17 protein-coding genes are annotated in these 25183 nt (G+C 50.7%); 8 read left to right on the forward strand and 9 right to left on the reverse strand.

Going from position 1 to position 25183, the window contains the following annotated elements:
* Nucleotides 1-27: 27 nt before the first annotated feature.
* The 4 genes from ACTJJJ_RS25405 to thrA form a co-directional block, all read right to left on the reverse strand.
* Nucleotides 28-927: a nucleotidyltransferase family protein gene (locus ACTJJJ_RS25405; protein ID WP_440703406.1), complete on the reverse strand. Its 900-nt coding sequence runs from the start codon at nucleotides 925-927 to the stop codon at nucleotides 28-30.
* A gap of 133 nt (nucleotides 928-1060) precedes the next feature.
* Nucleotides 1061-1387 (reverse strand): HesB/IscA family protein, encoded by a 327-nt coding sequence (locus ACTJJJ_RS25410; RefSeq protein ID WP_188936959.1) that lies wholly within the window; start codon nucleotides 1385-1387, stop codon nucleotides 1061-1063.
* 109 nt (nucleotides 1388-1496) lie between these two features.
* Complete coding sequence (locus tag ACTJJJ_RS25415) at nucleotides 1497-2429, reverse strand: homoserine kinase (RefSeq protein ID WP_440703407.1); 933 nt, start codon at nucleotides 2427-2429, stop codon at nucleotides 1497-1499.
* 16 nt (nucleotides 2430-2445) lie between these two features.
* Nucleotides 2446-4902, reverse strand: a complete 2457-nt coding sequence (thrA, locus tag ACTJJJ_RS25420; protein WP_440703408.1) for a bifunctional aspartate kinase/homoserine dehydrogenase I — start codon at nucleotides 4900-4902, stop codon at nucleotides 2446-2448.
* Between the two features lie 373 nt (nucleotides 4903-5275).
* Here thrA and ACTJJJ_RS25425 point away from each other — a divergent pair, with 373 nt between their 5' ends.
* Nucleotides 5276-8413 (forward strand): SusC/RagA family TonB-linked outer membrane protein, encoded by a 3138-nt coding sequence (locus ACTJJJ_RS25425; RefSeq protein ID WP_440703409.1) that lies wholly within the window; start codon nucleotides 5276-5278, stop codon nucleotides 8411-8413.
* 25 nt (nucleotides 8414-8438) lie between these two features.
* Nucleotides 8439-9899 carry a SusD/RagB family nutrient-binding outer membrane lipoprotein gene (locus tag ACTJJJ_RS25430; protein ID WP_440703410.1) on the forward strand — a complete coding sequence of 487 codons (1461 nt, stop codon included), beginning with the start codon at nucleotides 8439-8441 and terminating at the stop codon, nucleotides 9897-9899.
* Between the two features lie 80 nt (nucleotides 9900-9979).
* On the opposite strand, the gene ACTJJJ_RS25435 is transcribed toward ACTJJJ_RS25430, so the two are convergent.
* Nucleotides 9980-10744 carry a hypothetical protein gene (locus tag ACTJJJ_RS25435; protein WP_440703411.1) on the reverse strand — a complete coding sequence of 255 codons (765 nt, stop codon included), beginning with the start codon at nucleotides 10742-10744 and terminating at the stop codon, nucleotides 9980-9982.
* 209 nt (nucleotides 10745-10953) lie between these two features.
* Between ACTJJJ_RS25435 and ACTJJJ_RS25440 the strand changes: the two genes are divergently transcribed.
* A complete protein-coding gene (locus ACTJJJ_RS25440) occupies nucleotides 10954-11214 on the forward strand; it encodes a hypothetical protein (RefSeq protein WP_188936974.1) in 261 nt (86 codons plus the stop codon).
* A 3-nt stretch (nucleotides 11215-11217) separates the two neighbouring features.
* On the opposite strand, the gene ACTJJJ_RS25445 is transcribed toward ACTJJJ_RS25440, so the two are convergent.
* The gene (locus tag ACTJJJ_RS25445; RefSeq protein WP_440703412.1) at nucleotides 11218-14169 is read right to left on the reverse strand and encodes an FAD-binding and (Fe-S)-binding domain-containing protein; all 2952 of its coding nucleotides are present in this window, start codon (nucleotides 14167-14169) and stop codon (nucleotides 11218-11220) included.
* A gap of 186 nt (nucleotides 14170-14355) precedes the next feature.
* Here ACTJJJ_RS25445 and ACTJJJ_RS25450 point away from each other — a divergent pair, with 186 nt between their 5' ends.
* Entirely contained in the window at nucleotides 14356-15828 is a 1473-nt protein-coding gene (locus tag ACTJJJ_RS25450; RefSeq protein ID WP_426292056.1) for a TlpA family protein disulfide reductase, read from the forward strand.
* Between the two features lie 43 nt (nucleotides 15829-15871).
* On the opposite strand, the gene ACTJJJ_RS25455 is transcribed toward ACTJJJ_RS25450, so the two are convergent.
* Together ACTJJJ_RS25455 and ACTJJJ_RS25460 are read right to left on the reverse strand one after the other, a co-directional pair.
* Nucleotides 15872-17131 carry a sensor histidine kinase gene (locus ACTJJJ_RS25455; protein WP_188936979.1) on the reverse strand — a complete coding sequence of 420 codons (1260 nt, stop codon included), beginning with the start codon at nucleotides 17129-17131 and terminating at the stop codon, nucleotides 15872-15874.
* The gene (locus ACTJJJ_RS25460; protein WP_440703413.1) at nucleotides 17128-17805 is read right to left on the reverse strand and encodes a response regulator transcription factor; all 678 of its coding nucleotides are present in this window, start codon (nucleotides 17803-17805) and stop codon (nucleotides 17128-17130) included. The genes ACTJJJ_RS25455 and ACTJJJ_RS25460 overlap by 4 nt, the downstream gene beginning before the upstream one ends.
* Before the next feature lie 156 nt (nucleotides 17806-17961).
* On the opposite strand from ACTJJJ_RS25460, the gene ACTJJJ_RS25465 reads away from it, so the two are divergent.
* The 4 genes from ACTJJJ_RS25465 (at nucleotide 17962) to ACTJJJ_RS25480 (ending at nucleotide 24270) form a co-directional block, all read left to right on the forward strand.
* Nucleotides 17962-19416 carry a TolC family protein gene (locus ACTJJJ_RS25465; protein WP_440703414.1) on the forward strand — a complete coding sequence of 485 codons (1455 nt, stop codon included), beginning with the start codon at nucleotides 17962-17964 and terminating at the stop codon, nucleotides 19414-19416.
* Nucleotides 19417-19420: 4 nt separating this feature from the next.
* A complete protein-coding gene (locus ACTJJJ_RS25470; protein WP_440703415.1) occupies nucleotides 19421-23794 on the forward strand; it encodes an efflux RND transporter permease subunit in 4374 nt (1457 codons plus the stop codon).
* A gap of 143 nt (nucleotides 23795-23937) precedes the next feature.
* Nucleotides 23938-24033 carry a type II toxin-antitoxin system HigB family toxin gene (locus tag ACTJJJ_RS25475; RefSeq protein WP_369009296.1) on the forward strand — a complete coding sequence of 32 codons (96 nt, stop codon included), beginning with the start codon at nucleotides 23938-23940 and terminating at the stop codon, nucleotides 24031-24033.
* Nucleotides 24034-24036: 3 nt separating this feature from the next.
* Complete coding sequence (locus ACTJJJ_RS25480; protein ID WP_188936987.1) at nucleotides 24037-24270, forward strand: hypothetical protein; 234 nt, start codon at nucleotides 24037-24039, stop codon at nucleotides 24268-24270.
* 51 nt (nucleotides 24271-24321) lie between these two features.
* Here the strand turns inward: ACTJJJ_RS25480 and ACTJJJ_RS25485 are convergent, their stop codons facing one another.
* On the reverse strand, nucleotides 24322-24897 hold the full coding sequence (locus ACTJJJ_RS25485) for a DUF4136 domain-containing protein (RefSeq protein WP_188936988.1): 576 nt from the start codon (nucleotides 24895-24897) through the stop codon (nucleotides 24322-24324).
* Nucleotides 24898-25183 lie beyond the last annotated feature (286 nt).

Below are 25183 nucleotides of genomic sequence, written 5' to 3' on the forward strand. Positions count from 1 at the left end.
CGCTCGGAAGAACTTATCACCAGGAAATTAATCCCACAACTTGCCGGGATAAACCCCAGCCGCATGCAAAGCATTCAGTGAAGCCTGTACCGTTGGCTTATCCTCCGGATAAGTTACCCCAAACCAGTCGGAAGCGATGCGGAATACGCGGCAGTCGCCGAGGCCGCTTTTGATGATGTGGGTCATCACGGTCGGGATGTAGAATTCGGCTTTGGGGGTATTGATATTTTCGCGGGCGTATTTGTCGAAAAGGTCTTTGGTAATGGGGAACATCGACGGTTTGAAGCCCCAGAAGTTCATCGACACGGGTGTTTCGGGTGCGAGTTCGGTGCGGGTTTCGCCTTCTTCGAAATAGATGACGCCGTTGTCTTCAAAGATTTTGGTACGCTCGACGACGGATTCGAGGTTATGGTCTTCGCGCTCGACGCAAATGCCGCGGGAAACGGTGCCGTTTTCGGATAGCGTGCGTTTCAGCTCGTAGCCGATCATCGCATGTTGCTTGTCGTTGGTATCGTTTTGAAGAAAATTAGCCATGGTTTCGAATGCATCGCGACCGTAAAAGTCGTCGGCATTGATTACTGCAAATGGCGTATCGGTCTGTTCCCAGGCGCAGAGGGTGGCATGCCCGGTGCCCCAGGGCTTGGTACGTTCTACGGAGCCCAAATCTTCCGGTACATAAGATTGAATGCCCTGAATCGCGAAGTCGAAGTCGATCTTGCCCTGTAATTTAGGAGCGAAAATGGCCTCGGCACTTTCCTTGATCTCCTGGCGTACAATAAATACTACTTTTCCAAAACCTGCGCGAATGGCGTCGTATAAAGAATAATCGATGATGGTTTCTCCGTTGGGACCGAACTGGTCGAGCTGCTTGATACCTCCGTATCTGCTACCGATGCCGGCAGCCAAAATCAAAAGAGTTGGTTTCATTCAAATGGATTTAAACGTTCCTTAATGTGGTGTGTAAAAGACGGTTCAAATTAAATCCATTCAAAACGATAAAAAAAACGCGTCCCGGGTTTCGGAGCGCGTTTTTTCAAAATAAAATATTTTAATAATTTAACTATACCGCGAAGCTTTCGCCGCAACCGCAAGTACGTGTGGCGTTTGGATTGATGAACTGGAAGCCCTTCCCGTTCAGTCCGTCGCTAAAATCAAGGGTCGTTCCGGCGAGATACAGCAGGCTCTTCTTGTCAACGATAATCTTCACTCCCTTGTCTTCAAAAACCATGTCATTCGGCTTTGAATCCGAGTTGAATTCCAGATTATAGGTCAAACCCGAACAACCGCCGCCAAGTACGCCGACGCGAATCTGATAATCTTCATCAAAACCGTCAGCCTTGCGGAGTTCTACAATTTTGTTTTTGGCTGTATCGCTTACCGTAACCATTTCTCTAATGTTTTATTACCTGTACGTTTTAACGCATTTTGGGAACCTGAAAGTTCACATTCTGATCAAAAACGCAATTCAACCATTCATTTCTCCGTTCCACGGCGGCTCATTCCAAAATGACCGCCCCACCCTGGTTAATGCCGGAAACGTGCACCGCCGACTCAATCCCCGCGCTAGCAAACCGTGCTTGCATCGCTTTCCCGGCGTTTTGAGCATTTTCGATGCCCCGGCTCAATGCAAACATCGATGGCCCGGAGCCAGAAATACTGCATCCCAAAGCGCCATTAGAAATGGCGGCCTGCTTTACGTCTTTAAATTCAGGGATCAGGATCGAACGAACGGGCTCGATGATCACGTCTACCATCGAGCGGCTGATCAGTTCGTAATCTGCCTTCATAAGGCCTGCTACCAAACCGGCCACATTGCCCATTTGGGCGATTGTATTTTTCAGGGAAACTTCGTTTCGCAAAATGAAACGGGCGTCCTTGGTATTGATCTCGATATCAGGATGCACGAGGGTGCAATAAAGATCGTCGGGCACCGGGATCGTAAATATATCCAGCGGATTATAGCTTCGGATCACGACAAAGCCTCCCAGCAATGAAGGCCCCACATTATCCGCATGCGCCGAACCGGAAGCAATACGCTCACCTTCCATAGCAAACGGCAGAAGCTCACCGCGACTCAGCGGATTACCCAGCAATTCGTTCATCGCCACCACACCAGCCACCGCGCTTGCTGCGCTGGACCCCATTCCACTACCCAAAGGCATATTTTTACGCAATACCACTTCGCAGCCCAGGTCGCTGATGCCCAGGTGTTTCAGCAAAGCCAGCATGACCACCGTCACTGAATTCTTTTCCGCCTGGTGTGGCAACCGCCCTCCATCGCCCGTAATTTCCGTTATGACAACGCCCGGTTCGTCACGCCTGATCAACTCAACCGTATCCCCCGGCTCCTGAATGGCAAACCCGAAAATATCAAACCCACACGACACATTAGCGACTGTCGCCGGCGCAAAAGCTTTTACTGAATTCACTGTAAATGGTTGTTTTCTATCCCAAATAGCTACTGATACTCATGATATCCGCGAACACGCCCGAAGCGGTCACTTCCGCGCCGGCGCCTGGTCCTTTGATCACGAGCGGGCGGTCTTTATAACGTTCGGTGGTGAAGGACACGATGTTGTCGCTGCCCGAGAGCGTGTAAAACGGATGCGAGGCGTCCACAGTTTTGAGCTCGATGGTCGCTTTGCCGTTTTCGAGCGCTGCGATGTAACGTAGTTTCTCTCCTCTGGCCTCGGCTGCTGCCTGCATATCGGCAAAATAGGCGTTTGAAATTTCCAGCTCACCAAAAAAAGCATCCACTGTCGGCGCGTTCAGGCAGTTCTCGGGCAGGATTTGTGAAATTTTCACTTCCTCCGGCTCCAACGGTACACCTACTTCCCGCGAAAGAATGAGGATTTTCCGACCTACGTCGGCTCCGCTTAAATCGTCGCGCGGGTCAGGTTCGGTGAATCCTTTCGCTTTGGCTTCTTTCACGATGTCCACAAAACGGTTGTCGCCTCCGAAATTGTTGAATATATAGGATAGCGTTCCCGAAAGGATTGCTTCGATTTTCAAAAACTTGTCGCCGCTCGCCATCAACCCCTGAATCGTGTTGATGATAGGTAAGCCTGCGCCTACGTTGGTTTCATACAAAAACTTCACCCCGCGCTGCAATGCGGTGCGCTGCAATGCAATGTATTCCGAATAGCTGCCGGAGTTCGCGACTTTATTAGGTGTTACCACGCTGATACTCGCATCCAGGAGCATGTGATAGTATTGCACAATGTCCTTATCCGAAGTACAATCCACAAAAACGCTGTTCGGCAGGTTGAGCTCGATCATGCGCTGCACGAATGCAGGCAGGCTCGTCTTCACGCCCTCGTCCATCACACGGTCGCGCCAGTTTTCAGGTTTGATGCCGTCCGGGTCCAGGAGCATTTTTTTGGTATTGGATAAACCGGCGATATTCAGGTTCAGCAGCTTTTCGTCACGCAAAAACTTTGTCTGATTACGGATTTGCTCGATCAGCGTACTGCCAATAAGCCCTACCCCGACGATAAACAGGTTCAACGAGCGCGTTTCCGATTGGAAGAACACCCCATGAATCGCGTTCAGTGCTTTGGAAAGGTCGCTTTTTGAGATAACCACCGAGATATTCAGCTCGGAAGACCCTTGCGCAGTGGCCACCACATTAATACCGTTCTTACCCAAAGCCGAAAACAACTTGCCTGAAATACCGGTATTCTTTTTCATTCCCTCACCCACGATGGCGACGATCGAAAGGTTTTTTTCTACCGAAATGCCATCAATATGGCCAAGACCGATTTCGGTAGCGAATTCCTTTTCCAGGACATCAATCGCTTTCTGGGCGTTTTTCGGGTCGATCGAGAAACAGATCGAATGCTCCGAAGAAGCCTGCGAAATCAGGATCACGCTGATGGCATTGTTGGAAAGGGCCGTGAAAAGGCGCCCGGAAATACCGGCTACGCCGATCATCCCGCTACCCTGGATATTCACCAGCGCGATCTCGTCGATCGACGAAATCCCCGTGATCACATATTCCTTACCGTTAGCCGACTTCTGAACATAAGTTCCTTCGAAACCGGTATTGAATGTATTGAGGACTTTTAATGTAATGTTCTTTGCAAATGCCGGCTGCAAACTTGGCGGGTAAATCACCTTCGCGCCGAAATGCGACAATTCCATCGCTTCCGCATAGGAAATGGACGGGATCGTGAATGCATTCGCGACCTTGCGCGGATCGGCGGTCATCATACCGTCGACGTCCGTCCAGATCTCGATCGAATCGGCTTCGAGTGCCGCGCCGACGATGGAGGCCGTGTAGTCAGAGCCGCCGCGTCCGAGCGTCGTCGTTACGCCTTCGGCAGTGGACGCGATAAAGCCGGTAATGCATTGCAGTGCCGTGCTTTTCGCGAAATGCTCTAATATAAGATGGTTAGTTATTTCAAAATTGACATCGCCCATGCCATAAGCAGCATTGGTGCGGATAACCTGGCGTGCATCGCAAAATTCCGCAGCTACGCCTTTGCTTTTGAGGATTTCAGTGATTACGAGCGTAGAAAGCCGCTCACCGAAGCTCATAATAAAGTCGAGGGTACGTTCTGACAGTTCCCTGATCCAGGAAACGCCGCGGAGAATATCTTCCAGCTCATTGAAAAGGCCGCGCACAGCCGCAAATGTGCTGCTCTGGTTTTTTACGGGAATCAGGCCCCGGACTACCGCAAAATGCCGCTCCTCAACGCCCTTCAAAAATTCGACATATTCCGTATTGCCGGCGGCCGCCATTTTCCCGATTTCGATCAGTCTGTTCGTGACCCCGCCCATGGCAGAGAAAACGACCGCGATGCGTTCGCCTTTTGACAGATTTTCTTCGAGGATACTGATTACCGTTTTGATGCTGTCGACCGAACCGACAGAGGTGCCGCCAAATTTAAGAACCTTCATTTAAAGCTATATTCGAAATATGCGAATGTGAACGGCACAGGACCGCTCATTTTGAACAGAATGCAAATATAGCAATTCAAACGCCGCTTACTTTCAATAATCCCCCTAAATGCAGGGATCGTCCTGGATTTCGCAGGGCAATAAAAACCACCGACCCCCGCCACACTCACACTCAGCAACTTGCCGCCCAATGTTACTCCATATAAACATGCTGATTTTTAATATAAAATTTTAAACAAAATCATTTTTATCGTGGAATATTTCATTAAAACATTTTTTCTCGATCATATATTTTTTGAAATTAATTAAAAATAGAAGATTCTTCTGTTTTAATAAGAATACCTAACTGTTTCACTCCATTACTTAATCAATCATGAAGAAAGTCTTTACATTAGGCTTCCTGCTTCTCCTGCTATTCCTTACCGGGGCAGGTTTTGCGCAGGACCTGGCTATCAAAGGCAAAGTGCAATCGGCCGACGGGTACCTTCCCGGAGCCAGCATCCTCATCAAGGGCACCAGCCGTGGCAGCACCACGGACGCCAACGGCGACTTTTCCCTCAGCGCGCCAGCCAATGCAACCCTCGTTGTTTCATTTATCGGGTACAAAACGATGGAAGTCCCGGTCGGGTCGAAAACCGCTTTCGACATTATGCTGGAAAACGACGCCACGCAGTTTAATGAAATCGTAGTGACGGCGCTCGGCATTGCCCGGGAGAAGAAGGCATTGGGCTACTCCGTGCAGGAAGTAAGCGGCAAAACGCTCACGCAGGCACGGGAAACCAACCTGGTCAACTCACTATCGGGGCGTTTGGCGGGTGTGCAGGTCACGAATTCCAATGGCGCTCCGGGCTCGTCGTCACGGATGATCATTCGCGGAGCCAGCTCAATCGGCAGTAATAACCAGCCGCTTTTCGTGGTGGACGGCGTGCCGGTAGATAACAGCAATTTCGGTTCGGGGACGGGGATCGACTACGGGAATGCCGCAGCGTCGATCAACCCCGACGACGTGGAGTCGATCAACGTATTGAAAGGTCCGAGCGCCGCGGCACTTTATGGTTCACGCGGTGCGAATGGAGTGGTTCTGATCACAACCAAAAGCGGTAAGGGCACAAAAGGCATTGGTGTTTCTTTCAACACAAATACTGCCTTCGAATCGCCCTTCCGCCTTCCCAAATGGCAGAATGAATACGGCCAGGGGGCAAAAGGGCTGTTTTCGTATGTAGACGGCACCGGCGCTGGCGTGAACGACGGAGTCGACGAAAGCTGGGGCCCGAAACTCGACGGCCGCCTGCTGCCTCAGTTCGATTCACCCATTGCTGCCGATGGTACACGCACGCCTACGCCCTGGATCGCACACCCCGACAATGTGAACCAATTCTTTGAAACCGGCCGTACACTGACCAACAATGTCGCGATCACCGGGGCTAACGATAAGGGCGACTTCCGTCTTTCTTTCACCGACCTCAACCAGACCGGCATTTTGCCTAATACCGATTACAAACGCCGCACGGTGTCATTAAATGCGGGCTGGAACCTGACCAAGAAACTCAGCATTCGCGCTACCGGTAACTATGTTAAAGACGGCAGCGATAACCGTAACAACTTCGGGCTGTACTTTATCTGGTTTGGCCGCCAGGTAGATATGGATAAGTTGAAAAACTACCACAAACCGGGCAGCATTTACCAATACAACTGGAACGACAACTACTGGACAAACCCCTATTACCTGCTCAACGAAAGCACCCGTGCCAACGAACGTGACAGGCTGTACGGCAATATGTCGGCTACTTACAAGTTCACCGATTGGTTGAGCCTCACCGCCCGTACGGGAACGGATTTCTACGAGGATCGCCGAAAGACCAAAACCGCAGCCCGTCAAGCCAAAATCGGTGCGTCGGCGTTGTATGATGCTTATAATGAAGAGCAAATTTTCGTACGCGAGTCCAACTCAGACTTCCTATTGAATGCAACCCACAAATTCGGAGAGTTCGATATTACCGCGAATATCGGCGGTAACCGCCGCTCCAACTACGCGCAGCGAAACTACATGGGCGCGACCGAGCTTGCCATCCCGCGTGTCTATAACATGGGCAACTCGCGCCAGCGCCCGGTTACGGAAAACAGTTTTATCAAGAAATCGGTCAACAGCCTTTACGCCTCGGCTAACCTTGGTTTCCGCAACTATTTGTTCGTCGATCTGACGGCCCGCAATGACTGGTCGAGCTCGCTGCCTTCCGACAACCGCTCGTACTTCTACCCTTCTGCGGCGGTGAGTGCGATTATTACGGATATTTTCGATGTAAAATCGTCGGTTCTGTCTTTCGCAAAAATCCGTGCGGGCTGGGCGCGTGTGGGTAACGACACCGATCCCTATCGTTTGGCAAGTACCTATAAGTACGAAAACCCATGGGGGAGTACACCGAGCCTTTCGGAAAACAATGCACTGCTGAATTCGACCCTGAAACCCGAATTAACTTCGTCCTATGAAATCGGGACGGATATTCGTTTGTGGCAAAACCGCATCGGACTTGACGTTACCTATTATAAAAAGGTATCCTCGAACCAGATCCTCGACGTGAACATTTCGAATGCGACGGGTTATCTGTCCAAACTTTTGAATGCGGGCAAAATCGAGAACCAGGGTTTCGAAATCCAGCTGACAGCTTCACCTGTAAAAACCGAAGCATTCGAGTGGGAAGTGGGTTTAAACTGGGCGCGTAACAAAAACAAGGTGGTTTCACTGGCTAATAACCTCACTACCTATCAGCTGAATACCAGCTACAACCCATTGACGCAGACCACAACGACCAATGCTTTCCGTGGGCTGTCGGTGGAGGCACGCGTAGGCCAGCCATATGGTACTTTCTTCGGAAAAGGCTTCCAGCGAGCCCCGGACGGACAGATCGTGTACGACGCGCAAGGCTACCCGGTACTCGACCCCACCAGTCGTGTTTTGGGCAACTTTACGCCTGACTGGATTGGTGGCTTCTCGAACACATTCCGATACAAAAACCTGTCGTTGAGCACGTTGATAGACGTAAAACATGGCGGCGACATTTTCTCGCAATCGATCAACATTGGTCGCTACACCGGGGTTTTGGCAGAAACGACTTTGGGACGTGAGGATGGCATTGTCGGCCAGGGCGTCGTGAACAAAGGCACTGCCGCCGCTCCCGAGTATGTTCCGAACGAAAAACGCATTACCTCGGAAGAATACCATCACAAATATTACCTGCTGACCAACAATGAAAACACCATTTTCGACGCCAGCTATGTGAAACTCCGTGAAGTGAAGCTGACCTACATGCTTTCCGGCCAGGTTTTCAAAAAATTGCCGTTCCGCGACATCGCCATTTCGGTGGTAGGCCGGAATCTCGCGCTGCTGAAAAGCAACCTGCCGCATATCGACCCCGAAACGAGCTACTACAACGACGGTAACCTGCAAGGCATCGAAAACGGCCAGATTCCGACCACCAGAACGGTTGGCTTCAACATCAGCTTCAACCTGTAAGTCATTATCCTAACTGATTAAGAGCATGAAAAGCATCATACGTTTTTTCAAATCCAAAACTTTGCTGGCAGCGTCGGTAATGTGCCTGTCGGCCTGCACGGGCGATTTCGACGAAATCAACACCAACAACAACAGCGCCGCTACCGGTACCGCCGACCTTTTTCTTCCCCATGGCATACAAAGTGCCGTTGACCTCTACTGGGGCGGCTCGATCGGCCAGGATATCGGCGACGGTTTTTCGCAGCATTGGGCGCGCATTCAATACACGGACATCGACCAATACACCGTTTCCGCCGATGTTTACACAACGGGCTGGCAGACGCTCTACATCGAGTCGCTGGCCGATTTTCAGCGGATCATGAAAATCTCGGAGGAATCGGGCAATACCAACTACAAGGCCGTAGCGATGATCATGCGCTCCTGGGCGTTCGTGTTACTAACCGACATTTATGGCGACATTCCCTACACCGACGCATTGCAGGGCCTGGAAGAGAAGCTTTTGCCCAAATACGACGCGCAAAAAAATGTGTACGCGGGTATTGTTGCTGAGCTAAAAACGGCCAACGATCTCATCGACGTCAACGACAAGAGCAAGGCTATCGCGGGCGATATCCTTTTCAATGGCAACCTTACCAAATGGAAGAAGTTCGCCAACTCATTGAGTCTGCGCGTGCTCGCACGGATGATCGACAAGGCCGACGCGCCGATAGATGTAAAAGCAGAAGTTACCCGCATCCTCGGCGACGCCGCAAAATATCCGATCCTGGAATCGATCGCCGACAACGTGCAGCTCAACTACCTCGATGCAACGAACAATAATAATCCCGTGAACCAGAACCGCAAAACCCGGGACGATCACCGTGTGAGCGCGACGTTGGTGAACAAACTGACGGCAATGAACGATGGCCGTCTGGCAGTTTATGCCAACAAACCTGCCGATGGCGGCGATTATAAGGGTGTTCCAAACGGATTATCATCTTCCGACGCCAACGCACTGGGTCTGTCAAAAACTTCGAAAGTGGGCGACTATTTTGTGGCAGCAACTGCTCCGGGCGTGATCATGAGCTACGCCGAACTGCTTTTCCTAAAAGCGGAATTTGCCTACAAAGGCATCGCAGCAGCTGGTAGCGCGTCGAAAAGCTATTCGGACGGTATTTCCGCTTCGTTCGCCCAGTACAAACTGACTGTCCCGGAAGCGTATCTCACTGCCAATGCATTGAAGTCCGGCGCGGATGCATTTACCCAGATCATGGAGCAAAAATGGATCGCGCTCTATGGCCAGGGCGTGGAAGCCTGGACCGAATACCGCCGTACCGGCCTTCCTGCTCTTACCCCTCCTTTGCTGAACACGAACGGAAACGTCATTCCCACGCGGCTGCCCTACCCCGGCTCGGAAGAATCGCTGAACTATGAAAATTTCTCGGCGTCTCTTACCGCGCAGGGAGGCAAGAATGACATGAAAATGAAGCTTTGGTTTGCAAAATAATGCAGGCTTAAAGTCCTAAAAAGCAAAATGGGTCGGATACGTGCGGTATCCGGCCCATTTTCTTATAGTATAATATTGATTTAGAATGAAATACCCAAGCCTGCACCAACATTGGCAACTCCCACGAAGCGCTTCTCATTGATTGGAATACTTACCTCGGGATATTTGCCGACGCGTACATTCACCGCCACATTCTCCAACTGGGCCTCGGTAGCAAGAAAATCGCCGGAAATATGGAAATACAATGGACCGGCAATGGGCAAGCGCAAACTGGCGCCGGCGCCAACGCCGAAACCGCTCGTGGAAGCGGGGCTTAAATGCACGAGGATCTGATTTTCTCCGGACTGGAATGTCCCCGTCATATCCACCGTCGGCGAAGTAACTTCTACATAACCTCCCTGCACGTGCCCTTCGATTTGCACTCTGTTGAAATTAAGGAATATCGCGGGCCCGGCCATGATCGCGTTGAATTTCCAGCGCGACACGCGCGTGTCCCAGGTATGTGTGGTAGTTTCATTGATAAAACCTTTGATTTCTTCGACGCGACGGTCGGCAATATCGACGATCGGCTGAGGGCGTGTCGTATTTTTATTCATACTCCCTGAGAGCTTCAAACCAAACCAGCGTACGATACGAAAATCATAATTGGCCTGGAAATAATATCCCGAGCCTGTCAGGCCGGCAAATGGGTCGTTCAGTTTCTCCCTGGCGAGCTCGCCCACGGGTAAGCTATACCCGCCAGCGACGGACAAGAAGCTCCGGTTGTCGTTCTGCGCCGTGGCGTCGACTTGTGTAAATAGGAAAAGTGCAAAAAACGGGATAGAGAAACGTTGGCTAATTTTCATTAATATGGCTGTTTGTGAGAAGAACTAGTACGTGAAACGAAATTTCCCGCTAAGGTAACATCAAACATCCCCGATATATTACATTTTTATTCACCTACTTAGTTTGGGGAAATTTTATCAACACAATGTTATATAATTCGCTTAAAAAGTGCTGAATCCGCGCTGGTATGGAAATGGTAAGGTTCCTATTAAACTAAATCATTAAACCCATGAACAGGCAAGAAACAGATAAGGAAGCAAGAGCCACCAAGAACGTGAAGAACGTCTGGAAGTGGATCGTCGGCATCGGTATCGTTCTTTCGCTGATCGCCTGGTTTGGCGGCTTCTTCAACCACGATAGAAATTTTTCGGGCCAGGCAGATAACCCGGCCGATCAGGGCACAACTGTGGTGGACAGCATTGCTTCTGATACAGCAGGTACCCAAATGCGCGCCGATACGGTTAACGAGCATGTACGCGGCACCGAATAGGCATTATTTGATCAATGCATCGTATAAAATCTCTACCGGATGCATCGCTATGCGTCCGGTGCCATCCTTGATCTGATGGCGGCAACTCGTTCCGGCAGCCGCGATGATCACATCTTCGGGCTGCTGCCGGACGGTTGGGAACAGTACCAGTTCCCCGATCTGCATCGACACTTCAAAATGCTCTTCCTCGTAGCCAAACGACCCGGCCATTCCGCAGCACCCCGACGGGATGAGCTGAACGTGATAGTTCTCAGGCAATTGCAATGCCTTTTTAGAGGCCGTTAATGCCGAAAGGGCTTTCTGGTGGCAATGGCCGTGCAGCTTGATCAGCTGATTTTTCGCCACAAATGCGCTTTTCTGAATGCGCTTCTCATCGATTTCGCGCGCGACGAATTCCTCGAAAAGCAATGCATTCGCCGCGATATTCTCCGCATGGCCCCTTTCTTTTCCCCCTACCAGATCCACATATTCGTCCCGGAAAGAAAGTATTGCCGATGGCTCAATACCCACCAGCGGCGCGTCATAATTGATTTTGTCCTTCAACAAATCCACATTCCGGATAGCCAGTTTCTGCGCTTCTTTTACAAAACCTTTGGATAAATACGAGCGGCCGGATTCGACATGCTCGGGGATAATGACTTCGTAACCCAGCTTTTCGAGCAATAGCACGGCTTTTTTGCCTACTTCCGCATCATTATAATTGGTAAACTCATCACAAAACAAATAAACCTTCCTCGAATGTGGCGCGGCGGCCGGTTTGTTTCGCTGATGCTTTTCCCACCAGCTTTTCAAGGGTTGGCTATCCAGCTTAGGCATTGAGCGGTCGGGATGGAAACCCACCATTTTGTTGGCGATTTTCCGCAATGCAGGCGTCCCGAATATACCATTGAATGCCCATGGCGCGATCGACGCCAGTTTCATCTGATTTGAAAAATTGGCGATCAGCTTGCTGCGCATCGGTGCGCCATGGCTTTCGTAATATTGCTGCGTGAATTCGGCCTTCATTTTACCAATATCCACGCTGGAAGGGCATTCCGATTTGCAGCCTTTGCAGGAAAGACAAAGGTCCAGCACTTCCTTCACCATTTCCTGGCTGGTTGCCGGGGCGGTTTCAGGCGTAAGGTACTGGCGTAAAATGTTTGCACGGGCACGCGTCGTGTCGCGCTCGCTGCGCGTGGCCATGTAGCTGGGGCACATCGTACCGCCGGTTAGTTCGGTTTTACGGCAATCGCCCGAGCCGCTGCATTTCTCGGCCAGGCGCAGCATGCCTTCCTGCCTCGAAAAATCGAATATGGTATCGATCTGCGGGTTAGGCTTGTCCTGCTCATAGCGTAGAAATTCGTTCATCGGCGGTGTGTCCACGATTTTGTTCGCATTGAAAACGCCATCCGGGTCCCAGATGCGCTTCACCTGCCTGAACATTTCGTACACCTCCTCGCCCATCATATAAGGAATAAACTCCCCTCGCAAGCGACCATCGCCATGCTCGCCCGACAATGCTCCGTTGTATTTCTTTACAAGCATCGCCGTATCAGCCAGCACATCGCGGAATTGCTGTTTTCCTTCACTGGTTTTGAGGTTGATCATCGGTTCCACGTGCAGCTCGCCTGCACCCGCATGCGCGTAGTACGAGGCGCTCAAACCGTGTTTTTTCAGCAAAGCCTCCAATTCTTCGATGTATGGGGGCAAATCTTCTACCGCTACGGCGCAATCTTCGATCAGGTTCACGGGCTGCGTGTCGCCGGGGAGATTGCGTATCAGTCCGAGGCCCGCTTTACGAATGTCCCAGGCTTTGTTGGCATCGTCGCCAAACAGCAATGGATAGGCGTAACCAAGGTTTTCCACTTTCAACTGCTGGATCAATGCGGAAGCTTTCTGTTCCACCTCTTCTTCTGCAACGCCCCAGAACTCCACCATGAGCATTGCCGCGGGGTCGCCCTGCATGAAAAAGCGGTTTTGGGAATACACATTGTGGTTTTTGGTAAAATCCATAATGTACTTATCGACCAGCTCAGAGGCTTTCGGATCGTGCTGCATCGCCACGCGGTTCGCGTGGAGCGCCTCCGCAAGCGAGTTGGTATGCACGCACACGACGCCGACAGCTGCGGGAGGCGCGTCCACCAACGCAATTTTCGCTTCGGTAACAAGGCATAATGTGCCTTCCGAGCCCGCAATGAGGTTACAAAGGTTGATATTGCCGTTTTCGAAATTCCTGACCAGCGCGTCGAGCGCATAACCGGAGTTGCGTCGGGTAACGCTCGGTTTGGGAAACTGTTTTTTGATTAAATCGTGGTCAATAGGATTGGATATTAAGCCAAACATGCCCGCCAGAATCGATTGCAGGCGCTGGCCTTTGATCTGCTTTTCGCGGATTTCACGTGTAAAATCAGCGATGGATTTCTCATTGAATATTGCCTCAGTGCCATCTGAAAGCAGCACTTTCACTTCCAGTAAATGGTCACGCGTGGCACCCCAGGTGATGGAATGCAGCCCGCACGAGTTGTTGCCGATCATCCCGCCGATCATCGCGCGGCTGGCCGTAGAAGTTTCGGGGCCGAAAAGCAGGCCATAAGGAGCCAGGTACTTGTTGAGATCGTCGCGGATCACGCCCGGCTGCACGCGTACCCATTTCTCCTCCGCGTTAACCTCGACAATTTCCTTGAAATGCTTCGAAATATCGACCACAATGCCATTTCCTACAACTTGCCCCGCGAGTGAGGTTCCTGCTGCCCTCGGGATCAGTGTCACTTTATTGGTTTTCGCAAAACCGATCAGCGCGCGGATGTCTTCCACCGTTTTCGGCAAAGCTACTGCAACCGGCATTTCCTGATAAACAGACGCATCGGTAGCATAAACCGTGCGCTGGGCAGCGTGTAGCGTGGAATTATCAAAATACAGCTCCCCCTCGAACCGGGCACGGAGCGTATTGAACTGAAATTGTGAAACGCGGGTCATGGGAGCAATCGATAATCAGATGGCGAATTTACGGTAGTTGGCCTATTAATGCTTTCAAAAACTGCATTAATGTGCTCCCGGATAACGCTGAATAAGCTGCCGGAACACTTACCGGCGGGAGTTACGTATATTGGCACAATTTTTACACCGCATGTTTTGGTAAAAACTGCTTTCCCTTTCGAAACGATGAAACACATAAACTTTCTGATCCTCACACTATTCGGCTGGACCGCATTAGGTTGGGCTGCGTATGCGCAGAATACAGCGAACATTACGCTCGCCGCCTCCAAACAAGCTCCGATAACGGTTACGCTGGTGCTGGAAGATGTACATTTTCACCCCAATCTGGGCACAGGCCTTGCCGATGCAAAGCTCGACGCCGTAGCCTCAGTGAATTTCGCAGACAAAACCACCGAAAAAACGATTATCCAGCTCACCGAACCGAAAATGATGCGCCTGCAATACAGCGGAAGCGGCGTGAACAAGACGTGGATGCTTTTCCTGCAACCAGGCGACGACCTGACGATCAATGTAGCAGAGAATGCGGATGTGACTTTCACAGGCAAGAACGCCGGCTACCAGACGTTTTTGAAAAATTACTTTCTCGAAAACCAATATCAATATCTGCCCGTTTTCGGCTACAAGCCATCGCAAATCGATAACAAAAGCGTGGTACAGCAAAGCGACAGCCTGAAAAAAGTACGGCTCGAAGCATTTGAGAAATTTAAAATGGCTAATCCGGTGGTGCCGGCGTTCGAGGCCTACGTACTTGCGACGACGGCTACCGAGCCATCGCTTACACGCCAGCTCATCCAGGAAAAGATCATGCGCCGCAACCGCGTAGCCAAACTCGACGCCACGCAACGCAAAGAGCTGGAAGATTTTACCTTAACCGACTTCAAAATCCAGCCCGACGATGCATTACTGAGCCAAACCTACCGCGACGAGCTCCGCAACTGGGCGCTGATCCCCTCGACCCGCAAATTCCCGCTCGCATCCGAAAGCCGTTACGAAATCAGCCCCGATGCATTGAAGGATGTATACGCATTCAGTAAGGAAAAGCTGGCCAGCTATCCGAAACAAAAGGAATACCTTGCGACCTACTGGCTCAATTACGCCGCAACGGCCATTCCCGACATTTCAACCGCTAAAACGCTCCTGGCAGATTACAAAGCGACATTCCCTCAGTCGCCATACTCAGAATACATTTCCAAACTCATCCAAACCAAAGAATCGCTGCAACCAGGGGCGCCCATCCCGGATATCACGCTGCTAAGCACCGATAGCACGGCTGTAACGGTATCGTCCTTGCAAGGCAAACCGGTCGTCATGGTCTTTTCGTTCAGCATCGGCCAGCACGAGCCCGGGTTGAAGGTTTTGGAAGATAAATATGCCGATAAAGTGACCTTCGCCTACATTTCCGTCGCGACAGGCATACCCTTTCCGACCTGGAAAAAATATGTAAAAATACGGCCTACTGCAAAGCATTTATGGGCTTCCGACGATAATATCGAGGTTTTGAAGGAGAAATACGGCATTGATATCCGGTATCCGTTCCTGGTGCTGGATGGTTCGGGCAAAATAGTGAACCGATGGATTCCGCAGGAGTTCCCCAATAATAAAACTTTGGAAGCCGAGTTGCAGAAGGTTGCTAAATAGTTGCGTTTCCTCCACATAGCGTGTGCGAAGCAGGAGCTTCGCACTATCCTGTGATTTTAATCGAATGGATCGGCGCGTCATACTGGTACGAGATCCGCAGCTCACAATTATCGCAAATCTGCTTCACGATCGCCAGCCCCAGTCCCAGCGATTCCGCGCCGGTCGATTCCTTTTTGAACCGCTCGAATAGCCGTTCAGGGTCGCTTTTCAGCGGATTGCCCGTATTACTTACCCGCACATAATCCGTACCCGATTCCAGCCTGAGCTCGCCGCCGGTGTAGTTATGCCTGATCGCATTGTTAATCAAATTTGTCAGCAGAATATCCGCCAATGCAGGTGACATTAGTTTCCGGAAACTGCCCGACGACTGTAAATCGAGCCTGATTTCCTTATGCTGCAAAATGTCCTCAAAATCTTTCAGCTTGTTCAATGCGAGTTCCGAGAGATCGAGTTCTTCCTGTTCCGTAAACTGCTGGTTTTCAATTTTGGCCAACAACAAAAGCCCTTGATTAAGCCGCGACATCCGCCTGGCTGCATGGTAAATCTCCTCAATCCAGTAAGTATGATTTTCTCCTAAATCTTTCGACTGGATAAACTGCTCAACCCGCGCATTGATGAGCGCGAGGGGTGTCTGGATTTCATGGGAAGCATTCTCGGTGAATTCGCGCAGGCTCCGGTAGTCGTGCTGCATCTTGGAGGCCATTTTCTCCATCACATCGCCCAGCTCGTTGAACTCCGTGATTTCGCTGCGAACAGTTTCCAGCGGCTTGTTTTTCGTCCAGTCGAAGTCCTTAATCCTTGCCAGTGAATCATAAAACGGCTTCCAGAGCTTACCCGATAAAACCCGGTGAAAAAGGAATGTACTCACCAACAGCAACCCAAGAAACGCGATCATCGCCGCCGAAATCGCCTCAATCAGTTTATAGGACTCGATCATCGACTTCCTGATCGCGACGCGGTAGGGCGCCCCACCGATCAACGTGTAGAATGTGAGCTGCCTGAATGGGTCGGCACTCTCCTCGTAGCGGTTATTAATGAGCGTATCGGTAAAAACCACCTCGGCCTTGTACTTGCCGAATACGGGCAGCACTTCAATTTTATTTTCTACAAAATATGAATTGTTGCTCCAAGTGTCATTCGTACGGACATATGTCTCAAAATCCTGCTTCTCAACCATGAGGCGACTTTCCACTTCGTCGTAGATCATGAATTTGATGATCCAGAAAAACGCGATCCCCACCGCCAGGTAAATCAGCAGCGAGGCAAGCAGGTAAATCCGACTGGCTTTTTCGAGGAGTTTCAAGGTGCGGTGAATTTGTAGCCTATCCCGTAAATCGATTGAATGTAATCCTTCCCACCCTTTTCCACTATTTTCCGGCGAAGGTTTTTGATATGCGAATACACCATATCCAGTGAATCGGCCGAATCCATGTTGTCGCCCCAGAGGTGCTCGGCAATGGATTCTTTCGTTAATGCAACATCGATATTGGAAAGAAAATAGAGCAGCAGATCGTACTCCTTCCGTGACAAGGTAGTTTCAACATCTTTGATAAAAACCTTCCGGGCAGGCAGATTAACCCTGATATCCTTCCAGATCATATCATTATTACCTCCAAAATTCCTGCGCCGGATCAGCGACTTCACCCGGGCATTCAGTTCAGAAAGATGGAATGGCTTGGTCATGTAATCATCCGATCCTATTTCAAGCCCTTTCAACTTGTCTTCCAATGTATTACGGGCTGAAATAATGATAATACCGGTTGCGGAAGCAATCTTTTTCAATGTCTGGATTATATCGAAACCATTGCCGTCGGGCAGCGTCAGATCCACGATCGTGCAATCGTACTGGTAAAGGCTGATCTTTTCATCGGCCTGCCAGAAAGTGTTGGCTACTTCGCAAACAAACCCTTCGCGGGAAAGGTAGTCGGTGATACTTTCTGCAAGCCCTTTTTCGTCCTCTACAACTAAAATTTTCATTCCTCTTTCAAAAGATACTTTACAAAAATACACCCGGAAGTTGGAAACATTTAGGAAGGATAATCGGGTAATAAACAGCCCATTGCAAAGCTCCGTTTCCCAAATGTTTCCAGAATTGGGCTCTAATTTCGGCTAAAAATCTCTTTAACCCGAATTATGAAGCACTCCAAGTATCATTCGGTTTCCCGCTTTTTTCCGCCGGGGAACGCGCATGCTCCGGCACACCGGACCTTCGACATTAAAAACCGTTGGCTCGCATTGTTTTTCGCTGCCTTCGCATGCATGCAGGCGAATGCCCAGCAAATCAAGCTGCACGAAGCATTGGAACAAGGCAAAGGCAACTTTCCTTTCCTGAAAGCCAAACAGGCTGAGATCCACAGCGCCGAAAGCCGCATTAAATCCGTCAAAACCGACTACCTGCCCGCATTCATCGTGCAGGATCAATATACTTATGCCACGGGCAACAGCGTTGCCGGTGCATTCCTGCCCAACGAGGGAAGCGCATTGTCGCCCTCAGGCGGTATCCGTCCCGAAAATATCTATACCGCCACATTCGGCAGCTTCACCACGGCGATGGTCGACTGGAAGGTATTTAATTTCGGAAAGGTTAATGCGAATGTGAACGCTGCCAAAGCCGACCTCGCCCGCAGCCAGGCTGATTACGAGAACGAGCTGTTCCAGCATCAGGTCAAAATCATCGATGCCTATTTATTGTTGTTGATTAATCAAAAACTCGTCGAGGCGCAGCGCCAGAATCTTGAAAGAGCCTCCGTTTTCAAACGTGTAACGGACGCCGCGGTGAGTTCGGGCATGCGTCCGGGTGTCGACAGCTCACTTGCCGCCGCGGAATATGCCAAAGCGCAATTGCTGTTGCTGGAAAGCCGGCGGTCGGAAAAAGCGCAGCGCCTCCGCTTTTCGGAACTGACCGGCGAGCTGCGCGACAGCATTCAGGTCGATTCAATGGGTTTTTACTCCCAATTGCCTTTACCCGCTGAAACCGCATCATTTCTTAAAAATCCCGCATTACGATTTTCGCAAGCGCAAATTGATGCGTCGCTGGCACGCAGCCTGGCCGTAAAACGCTCGTCCTTACCCTCGGTCTCGCTCGTAGGCGCCGGTTGGGGACGCGGCTCGGGGGTGTCGAACAAAGACGATTCGTTCCGCACCGATTTTGGCAGCGGGGTCAAATACCAGGTTTACAATTACCTGATCGGCGTTTCCACGCGCTGGAATCTGACCAACATTTTCAAAGTCAGACATGATTACCACGCCGAGCAGTTCCAGGCAGAGCGTTTCAAATCATTATACAAAACTCAGCAATTGCAACTCGACCGCCAGGCGCGTGAATCTGAAATGCAGTTCCAGCTTTCCCTCGCGCAAGCACGCCTCACACCCGTGCAGCTCGCAGCCGCCCGGACCGCATTCAACCAGGCCGAGGCACGCTATCAAAGCGGCTTGACTGATCTTTTCACGCTCGCACAAAGTGTAAATGCACTCAACCGGGCTGAAATCGACAAGTTCGTCACCAACGGCAACGCCTGGCGCTCGCTCCTGCTCAAAGCCGCGGTCGCCGGTGACCTCGACATTTTCCTGAGCCAGATAAACAGTTAATCTTATGTACCAACTCATCAGAACTGCCCTCCGACAGCCTATTTCCATAGTGGTGGTCGTCATCGGCATCCTATTCTTTTCGATTCTGTCGATACGGAGCATTCCCGTCGACATTTTTCCAAATCTCGATCTTCCCACCATCTACGTGGTGCAGCCCTACGGCGGTATGGCCCCCGACCAGATGGACGGATTCATCGCAACTCGCTATCAGGACCACTTCCTGTATGTTTCCGGGATCCGCGATGTGGATGTGAAAACCATTCAGGGGCTATCTCTCATTAAACTTTCGTTCTACCCCGGCACCGACATGGCGCAGGCAGCCGCGGAGGTCGCCAACAACGTCTCCCGCGCGAAGGCTTATATGCCCGAGGGGACGGTACCTCCGCAAGTGGTCCGTTTCGATGCCAGCTCGGTGCCGATCGGGCAGATGGTATTCGAAAGCGCCTCGCGGTCGCTAAACGAAATCCAGGACTTCGCCTCCTCGCGGGTACGACCGATGTTCAGCCGCATTGAAGGTGTTTCGAGCCCGCCGCCATTCGGTGGAAACCAGCGCACGATTGTCGTCCGCGTCGATCCTGAGCGCATCAGAAGTTATCATCTAACACCGGAAGAGGTGATCAAATCTATTATTGCCAACAACCAGCCTTCCCCGGCCGGCAATATTCGTATGGGTGATAAGACCTTGATGACGCCCGTCAACTCCCTCATTAAGAAGCCGGAAGACTTTTTGAATATTCCCATCCGTGTGGGCGCAGGGCCTACCGTGTTCATCCGTGATGTGGGCGTGGTAGAAGATGGTGCCGATGTGACTGTGAGCTATGCATTGATCAATGGCCGGCGGGCAGTTTATATTCCTGTTGTAAAAAAATCGGACGCTTCGACGCTCGATGTGGTCAACAATATCCGCGCCGCATTGCCGCAACTTCGGAACGCGGTGCCCGAGGATGTGAAGATTTCCTATGAATTCGACCAGTCGGTGTATGTGACCAACTCTTTGAAAAGCCTTATTACCGAGGGTATTTTGGGCGCATTGCTCACCGGTTTGATGGTACTCCTGTTCCTCCGTGACTGGCGCAGCGTGATCATCGTGATCGTGACGATCCCCATTTCCATTCTCTCGGCGGTAATATTGATGAATTTGTTTGGCCAAACGATCAATATCATGACATTGAGCGGGCTGGCATTGGCTATTGGTGTACTCGTCGACCAGGCAACGGTGACTATTGAAAACATCCACCAGCACCAGGAAATGGGTAAACCGAAGGAGCAGGCCATTTGGGACGCGTGCAAGGAAATCGCATTCCCCGAGTTTCTGATCCTGCTCGCGATCCTCGCCGTTTTTGCGCCTTCCTTCGTCATGAGCGGTATTCCAAGATCGATGTTTTTGCCACTCTCGCTGGCCGTGGGTTTTGCAATGATCGCTTCGTTTTTGCTTTCACAAACATTGGTACCGGTACTTGCCAACTGGCTTTTAAAGGACCATCCGCACCATGAAGCACCGACTTTGGCATTGGATAGCCAGGAAATTGATGATGTGATTGAAGAAGGCGCGCACCCGTCGCTGCCACCGACCGGTTTTGAAAAATTCAAATTGAAATACCTGAATGTGCTTGGCGGCATTATGGGCAGGCGGCTTATCGTTCCGGTCTATCTCGTAGGTACCATTGCACTGATCGTCGGCGGATTTTTCCTCATCGGTACCGACATTCTGCCCAAAGCCAACAGCCACCAGTTCCAGATGCGCCTGCGGGTGCCCGACGGCACGCGCGTGGAACGTACGGAAGAGGCCACATTGAAGGTTTTGAACCTGATTAAATCGGAGGTGGGGACAGAGCATGTAGAAATATCCTCGGCTTATGTCGGCACCGTGCCTTCCAGCTATGGTACTTCCAATATTTTCGTATTCAACAGCGGCCCGCATGAAGCTGTTCTACAAGTGTCTTTGAAAGAAGATTTTCCTGTGAGAATGGATGCATTAAAAGAAAAACTTCGCTCGAGAATTAAAAAAGAGATTCCAAACCTCGCCATTTCATTTGAACCGATTGAATTGGTAGACAAAATCATGAGCCAGGGGGCCTCAACTCCGATCGAGGTGAGCGTGGCCGCCAAAGACGTGGAAGAAGCCGGAAGGTTCGCCCGGAAAATTCAGAAAGAAATGCAGCGGATCGCATTCCTCCGCGATGTACAGATCGCCCAGCCGTTGCAATACCCGATTCTGGACGTAAAAATCGACCGCGAAAGGGCCGGCCAGCTAGGCATTACCTCTACGCAAGTGGCGCGATCGATGGTAGCGGCAACGTCTTCCAGCCGTTTTACCGATAAAAACCTCTGGCTCGATGATGCGAAAGGACTCGCCTATCAGGTCCAGGTACAGATACCGGAATACCAGATGACCTCCGTTCAGGATATCGGAACTATTCCATTAAAAACCGGCGTGAGCAACCCGCTACTGGCCGATGTGGCCACATTCTCGGAAAAAACAGCCCCCGGCGAATACGACCGCGCCGGCCCGAACCGCCTGGTGACCGTTACCGCGAATATCCATAAAAAGGATCTTGGAGCTGCCAGCACTGCTGTTCAAAAGGCAATTAAGAATGCAGGAGAGCCGCCACGCGGGGTTATTGTGGAATTAAAAGGGCAAACCGAGCTGCTGACCGAGACGTTAAACAGCTTGCAAACTGGTCTGCTGATCGCCGTGGTGATCATGTTCCTCCTGCTCGCGGCTACGTATCAGTCGTTCAAACTGTCTCTTGTCGTACTTTCCACGATTCCCGCCGTGGTTGTAGGGTCAATAGGCCTGCTGCTGCTTACCGGTGCGACATTGAACCTGCAATCTTATATGGGGCTGATTATGTCCGTCGGAGTATCCGTTGCGAATGCGATCCTGATGGTAACCAATGCGGAGAACCTGCGCCTTAAATTACAGGATGCCCATAAAGCCGTAACACTCGCAGCCGGTAGCCGTATCCGCCCGATCCTCATGACCAGTATCGCAATGATCGCCGGTATGGTTCCGATGGCGTCCGGCCTCGGCGAAGGAGGTGACCAGATCGCACCGCTCGGGCAGGCGGTAATCGGCGGGCTCATCGCTTCCACGCTGGCTTCGCTGTTGATACTACCCGCCGTGTTCACGCTCGTGCAACGCAAAGCGTCCGTCAACTCGGTATCCCTCGACCCCGAAGACCCCGAAAGCAATTTCTTCCGTAAAAAACTCCAAACATCCGTTTCCATGAATACCCTGAAATCCATTCTGATCCTGATTGCCGTCGTTGCCGGTATGAGCGCATGCAGCAGCACCGCCGAAACGAGCGAAAGCCACGAAGTCAAAACCGAGGCTGGAACCGCCGCGAAGGAGCCTACCACCGTCGAACTCGCTTACGTCAAAAGCATGAAACCTGCGAAGCAAATTGCGTTACCGGGCGAATTGAAGCCGTGGAACAAGGTGAGCATTCATCCAAAAGTGAAAGGATTCGTCAGAACGGTAAATGTCGATCGCGGCAGTTTTGTCCGAAAAGGTCAGGTATTATCCATATTGGAAGCACCGGAAGTTATCTCCGAACTCAGCCAGGCAAAGGCGCAGCTCATCGCCGCCGAAGCCGCATTGCAGCAAACCACCACGCGCTACCAGGCCAGCGCATTGACATACAGCCGCTTGCAAAAAACCAATCGCACTGAAGGGGCAGTTTCTTTGAACGAACTGGATCTGGCGAAAGCGCGTGCAGCATCCGACAGCTCGGCAATGGCCGTGGCAAGGGGCAACGTACAAGCTGCAAAGTCTTTCATGGAAACAAAAACCGAACTCTCGCGCTACCTGACCGTGACTGCCCCGTTCGACGGCATTATCACCGAAAGGAATATCAGCCCCGGCGCGCTAGTAGGCCCGGGAGAAGGCGGCGCAAAGCCGTTATTTGTTTTGGAAGACAATACGAAATTGCGTCTTACGCTCGCGATCCCGGAAAACATGTCGAGCGCCATTCCGAACAAAGGGGAAGTAAGTTTTACCGTTTCGGCCAGCCCTGAAAAAGTGTACAAAGCCGTTTATGCACGCAGCTCCCGCACATTATCCGAAGAAAACCGCTCGATGATAACCGAATTCGACGTCAACAATCGCTCAAACGAGCTGAAAGCCGGCATGTACGCGCAAGTTCAACTCAATACGGAACGCACGGGCAACACACTTTTTGTTCCTACTACCGCCGTTGTCAATTCCAGCGAGCAGGTATTTGTGATCCGCGACAAAGGTAAAAAAGCCGAATGGGTGCCCGTGAAACGCGGTGTTGTGGTAGACACGCTCGTGGAAGTTTTCGGGGATTTGCACGACGGCGACGCGATTGTGAAGAAAGCATCGGAAGAGTATCGGAATGGGCAGGATTTGTAACAGGTTACCATAACATCAGCCGTTCGTTCATTGGAGCGGGAAAGTGGTCTGTCCGACCACTTTCCCGCTCTATTTTTGTTTAAATCTATGCACAGTATTTCATGAATGTAATCAGTTTCAGAAAATTGAAAGAATTTTACCAGATGGTAACCCGAATCAGCTTTGAACACAAAAGAATCATGATCAAATGGCTCGGTACCCATGCTGAATATGACCGCATTACCGCTAAGACAATCTAGAAGATGGTAGACGTAAAACTGATAGAAACCGAAGAAGAATACAATGAGGCATTGAACGACTCGATATGCTTTTTTGACGCGTCTGTGGGCACTCAGGAGGCCAAAGAGGCTGATGTTCTCGCGTTGCTGATCAATCGATATGAGGAAGAACATTATCCGATCGATGAGCCCGCGCCCGAAGAATATAGCAGGATTAGAATGGAAGAAGCGGGTTTGAAAGAAGATTTTGATTCATAACAAAAATGCCGGACGCAAGCCCGGCATTTTTGTGACTATTAACCCTAAAAATCATTTCCGGCTGTAAGTATCCAGCGTTGCCTGCGGAAAAGAACGAAGAATATCAGCCATAGTATTTTTGATCATCGTATTCTGATCTTCCTTCTTGGTTGGCGCTTTCACTTTTCCCGAAGCCCAGCCTTGCCACACCATTCGCTCGGTGTTTTTTTGGTAGATGTTCAGAATGAAACGGCTCTCCTGATAATTGTAAGTCGAGATATTGTTACCGCCGCCGTACCACCACATATAAGGCGAATACATGTTGTTGGAGCGTACTTGTTGACGGTCCTTCACGTCGGTCATGAAACGTACTATGATTTCGGGATTCTGCTGATCCAGTTTGTAGCCTTTGGCTTCCATCACTTCTACTACGGCATCGCCCAGACGGCGTCTGTTCAGTTCGCTACCCAGCAATGGGTCTTGCTCCATATTATGCTCGGCCTCCACTTTGAAGGTTTTGAACTGCTTGAGATTCACCGCCGAATCGTAATCGTAACTGACTTGAAGGGCATTGCTGCACGCCATCAGGAATACACCCGCCACAACCGCCATGCCAGCGGATTTTATCAACTTCACTATGGTTTTCATTGTGTTTTTGAACGTTTGGTTATGTTACATTACTCTGACAGTTTCAGGGGGTAATTGGTTTAAAAGACCGCGAAACATCTATTAAACTTGTAAACAAATAAAATTGATATATCGATCGACAAAATTACTTATTTCGGTGCATTTCAAACGTTTGCATAGCACTCAACCCCTCTATTTACTTTACCGCAGTCCTGCCTCGTCTGTTGCAGCGGCGTATTGAAAATAAACCGGCCTTAAACAAAAACGCGCCCGGAGTTTGCCGGACGCGATGTACTGGGAATATATA

It is taken from the genome of Dyadobacter sp. 22481, assembly GCF_052044875.1.
GTDB classification, from domain to species: domain Bacteria; phylum Bacteroidota; class Bacteroidia; order Cytophagales; family Spirosomataceae; genus Dyadobacter; species Dyadobacter endophyticus.

Excerpts from the sequence above, each read along its gene's own strand:
- ACTJJJ_RS25405 (WP_440703406.1), bottom strand. The coding sequence starts at position 927 with ATGAAACCAACTCTTTTGATTTTGGCTGCCGGCATCGGTAGCAGATAC.
- ACTJJJ_RS25410 (WP_188936959.1), bottom strand. The coding sequence starts at position 1,387 with ATGGTTACGGTAAGCGATACAGCCAAAAACAAAATTGTAGAACTCCGC.
- thrA (WP_440703408.1), bottom strand. The coding sequence starts at position 4,902 with ATGAAGGTTCTTAAATTTGGCGGCACCTCTGTCGGTTCGGTCGACAGC.
- ACTJJJ_RS25425 (WP_440703409.1), top strand. The coding sequence starts at position 5,276 with ATGAAGAAAGTCTTTACATTAGGCTTCCTGCTTCTCCTGCTATTCCTT.
- ACTJJJ_RS25430 (WP_440703410.1), top strand. The coding sequence starts at position 8,439 with ATGAAAAGCATCATACGTTTTTTCAAATCCAAAACTTTGCTGGCAGCG.
- ACTJJJ_RS25435 (WP_440703411.1), bottom strand. The coding sequence starts at position 10,744 with ATGAAAATTAGCCAACGTTTCTCTATCCCGTTTTTTGCACTTTTCCTA.
- ACTJJJ_RS25440 (WP_188936974.1), top strand. The coding sequence starts at position 10,954 with ATGAACAGGCAAGAAACAGATAAGGAAGCAAGAGCCACCAAGAACGTG.
- ACTJJJ_RS25445 (WP_440703412.1), bottom strand. The coding sequence starts at position 14,169 with ATGACCCGCGTTTCACAATTTCAGTTCAATACGCTCCGTGCCCGGTTC.
- ACTJJJ_RS25450 (WP_426292056.1), top strand. The coding sequence starts at position 14,356 with ATGAAACACATAAACTTTCTGATCCTCACACTATTCGGCTGGACCGCA.
- ACTJJJ_RS25460 (WP_440703413.1), bottom strand. The coding sequence starts at position 17,805 with ATGAAAATTTTAGTTGTAGAGGACGAAAAAGGGCTTGCAGAAAGTATC.
- ACTJJJ_RS25465 (WP_440703414.1), top strand. The coding sequence starts at position 17,962 with ATGAAGCACTCCAAGTATCATTCGGTTTCCCGCTTTTTTCCGCCGGGG.
- ACTJJJ_RS25470 (WP_440703415.1), top strand. The coding sequence starts at position 19,421 with ATGTACCAACTCATCAGAACTGCCCTCCGACAGCCTATTTCCATAGTG.
- ACTJJJ_RS25475 (WP_369009296.1), top strand. The coding sequence starts at position 23,938 with ATGGTAACCCGAATCAGCTTTGAACACAAAAGAATCATGATCAAATGG.
- ACTJJJ_RS25480 (WP_188936987.1), top strand. The coding sequence starts at position 24,037 with ATGGTAGACGTAAAACTGATAGAAACCGAAGAAGAATACAATGAGGCA.
- ACTJJJ_RS25485 (WP_188936988.1), bottom strand. The coding sequence starts at position 24,897 with ATGAAAACCATAGTGAAGTTGATAAAATCCGCTGGCATGGCGGTTGTG.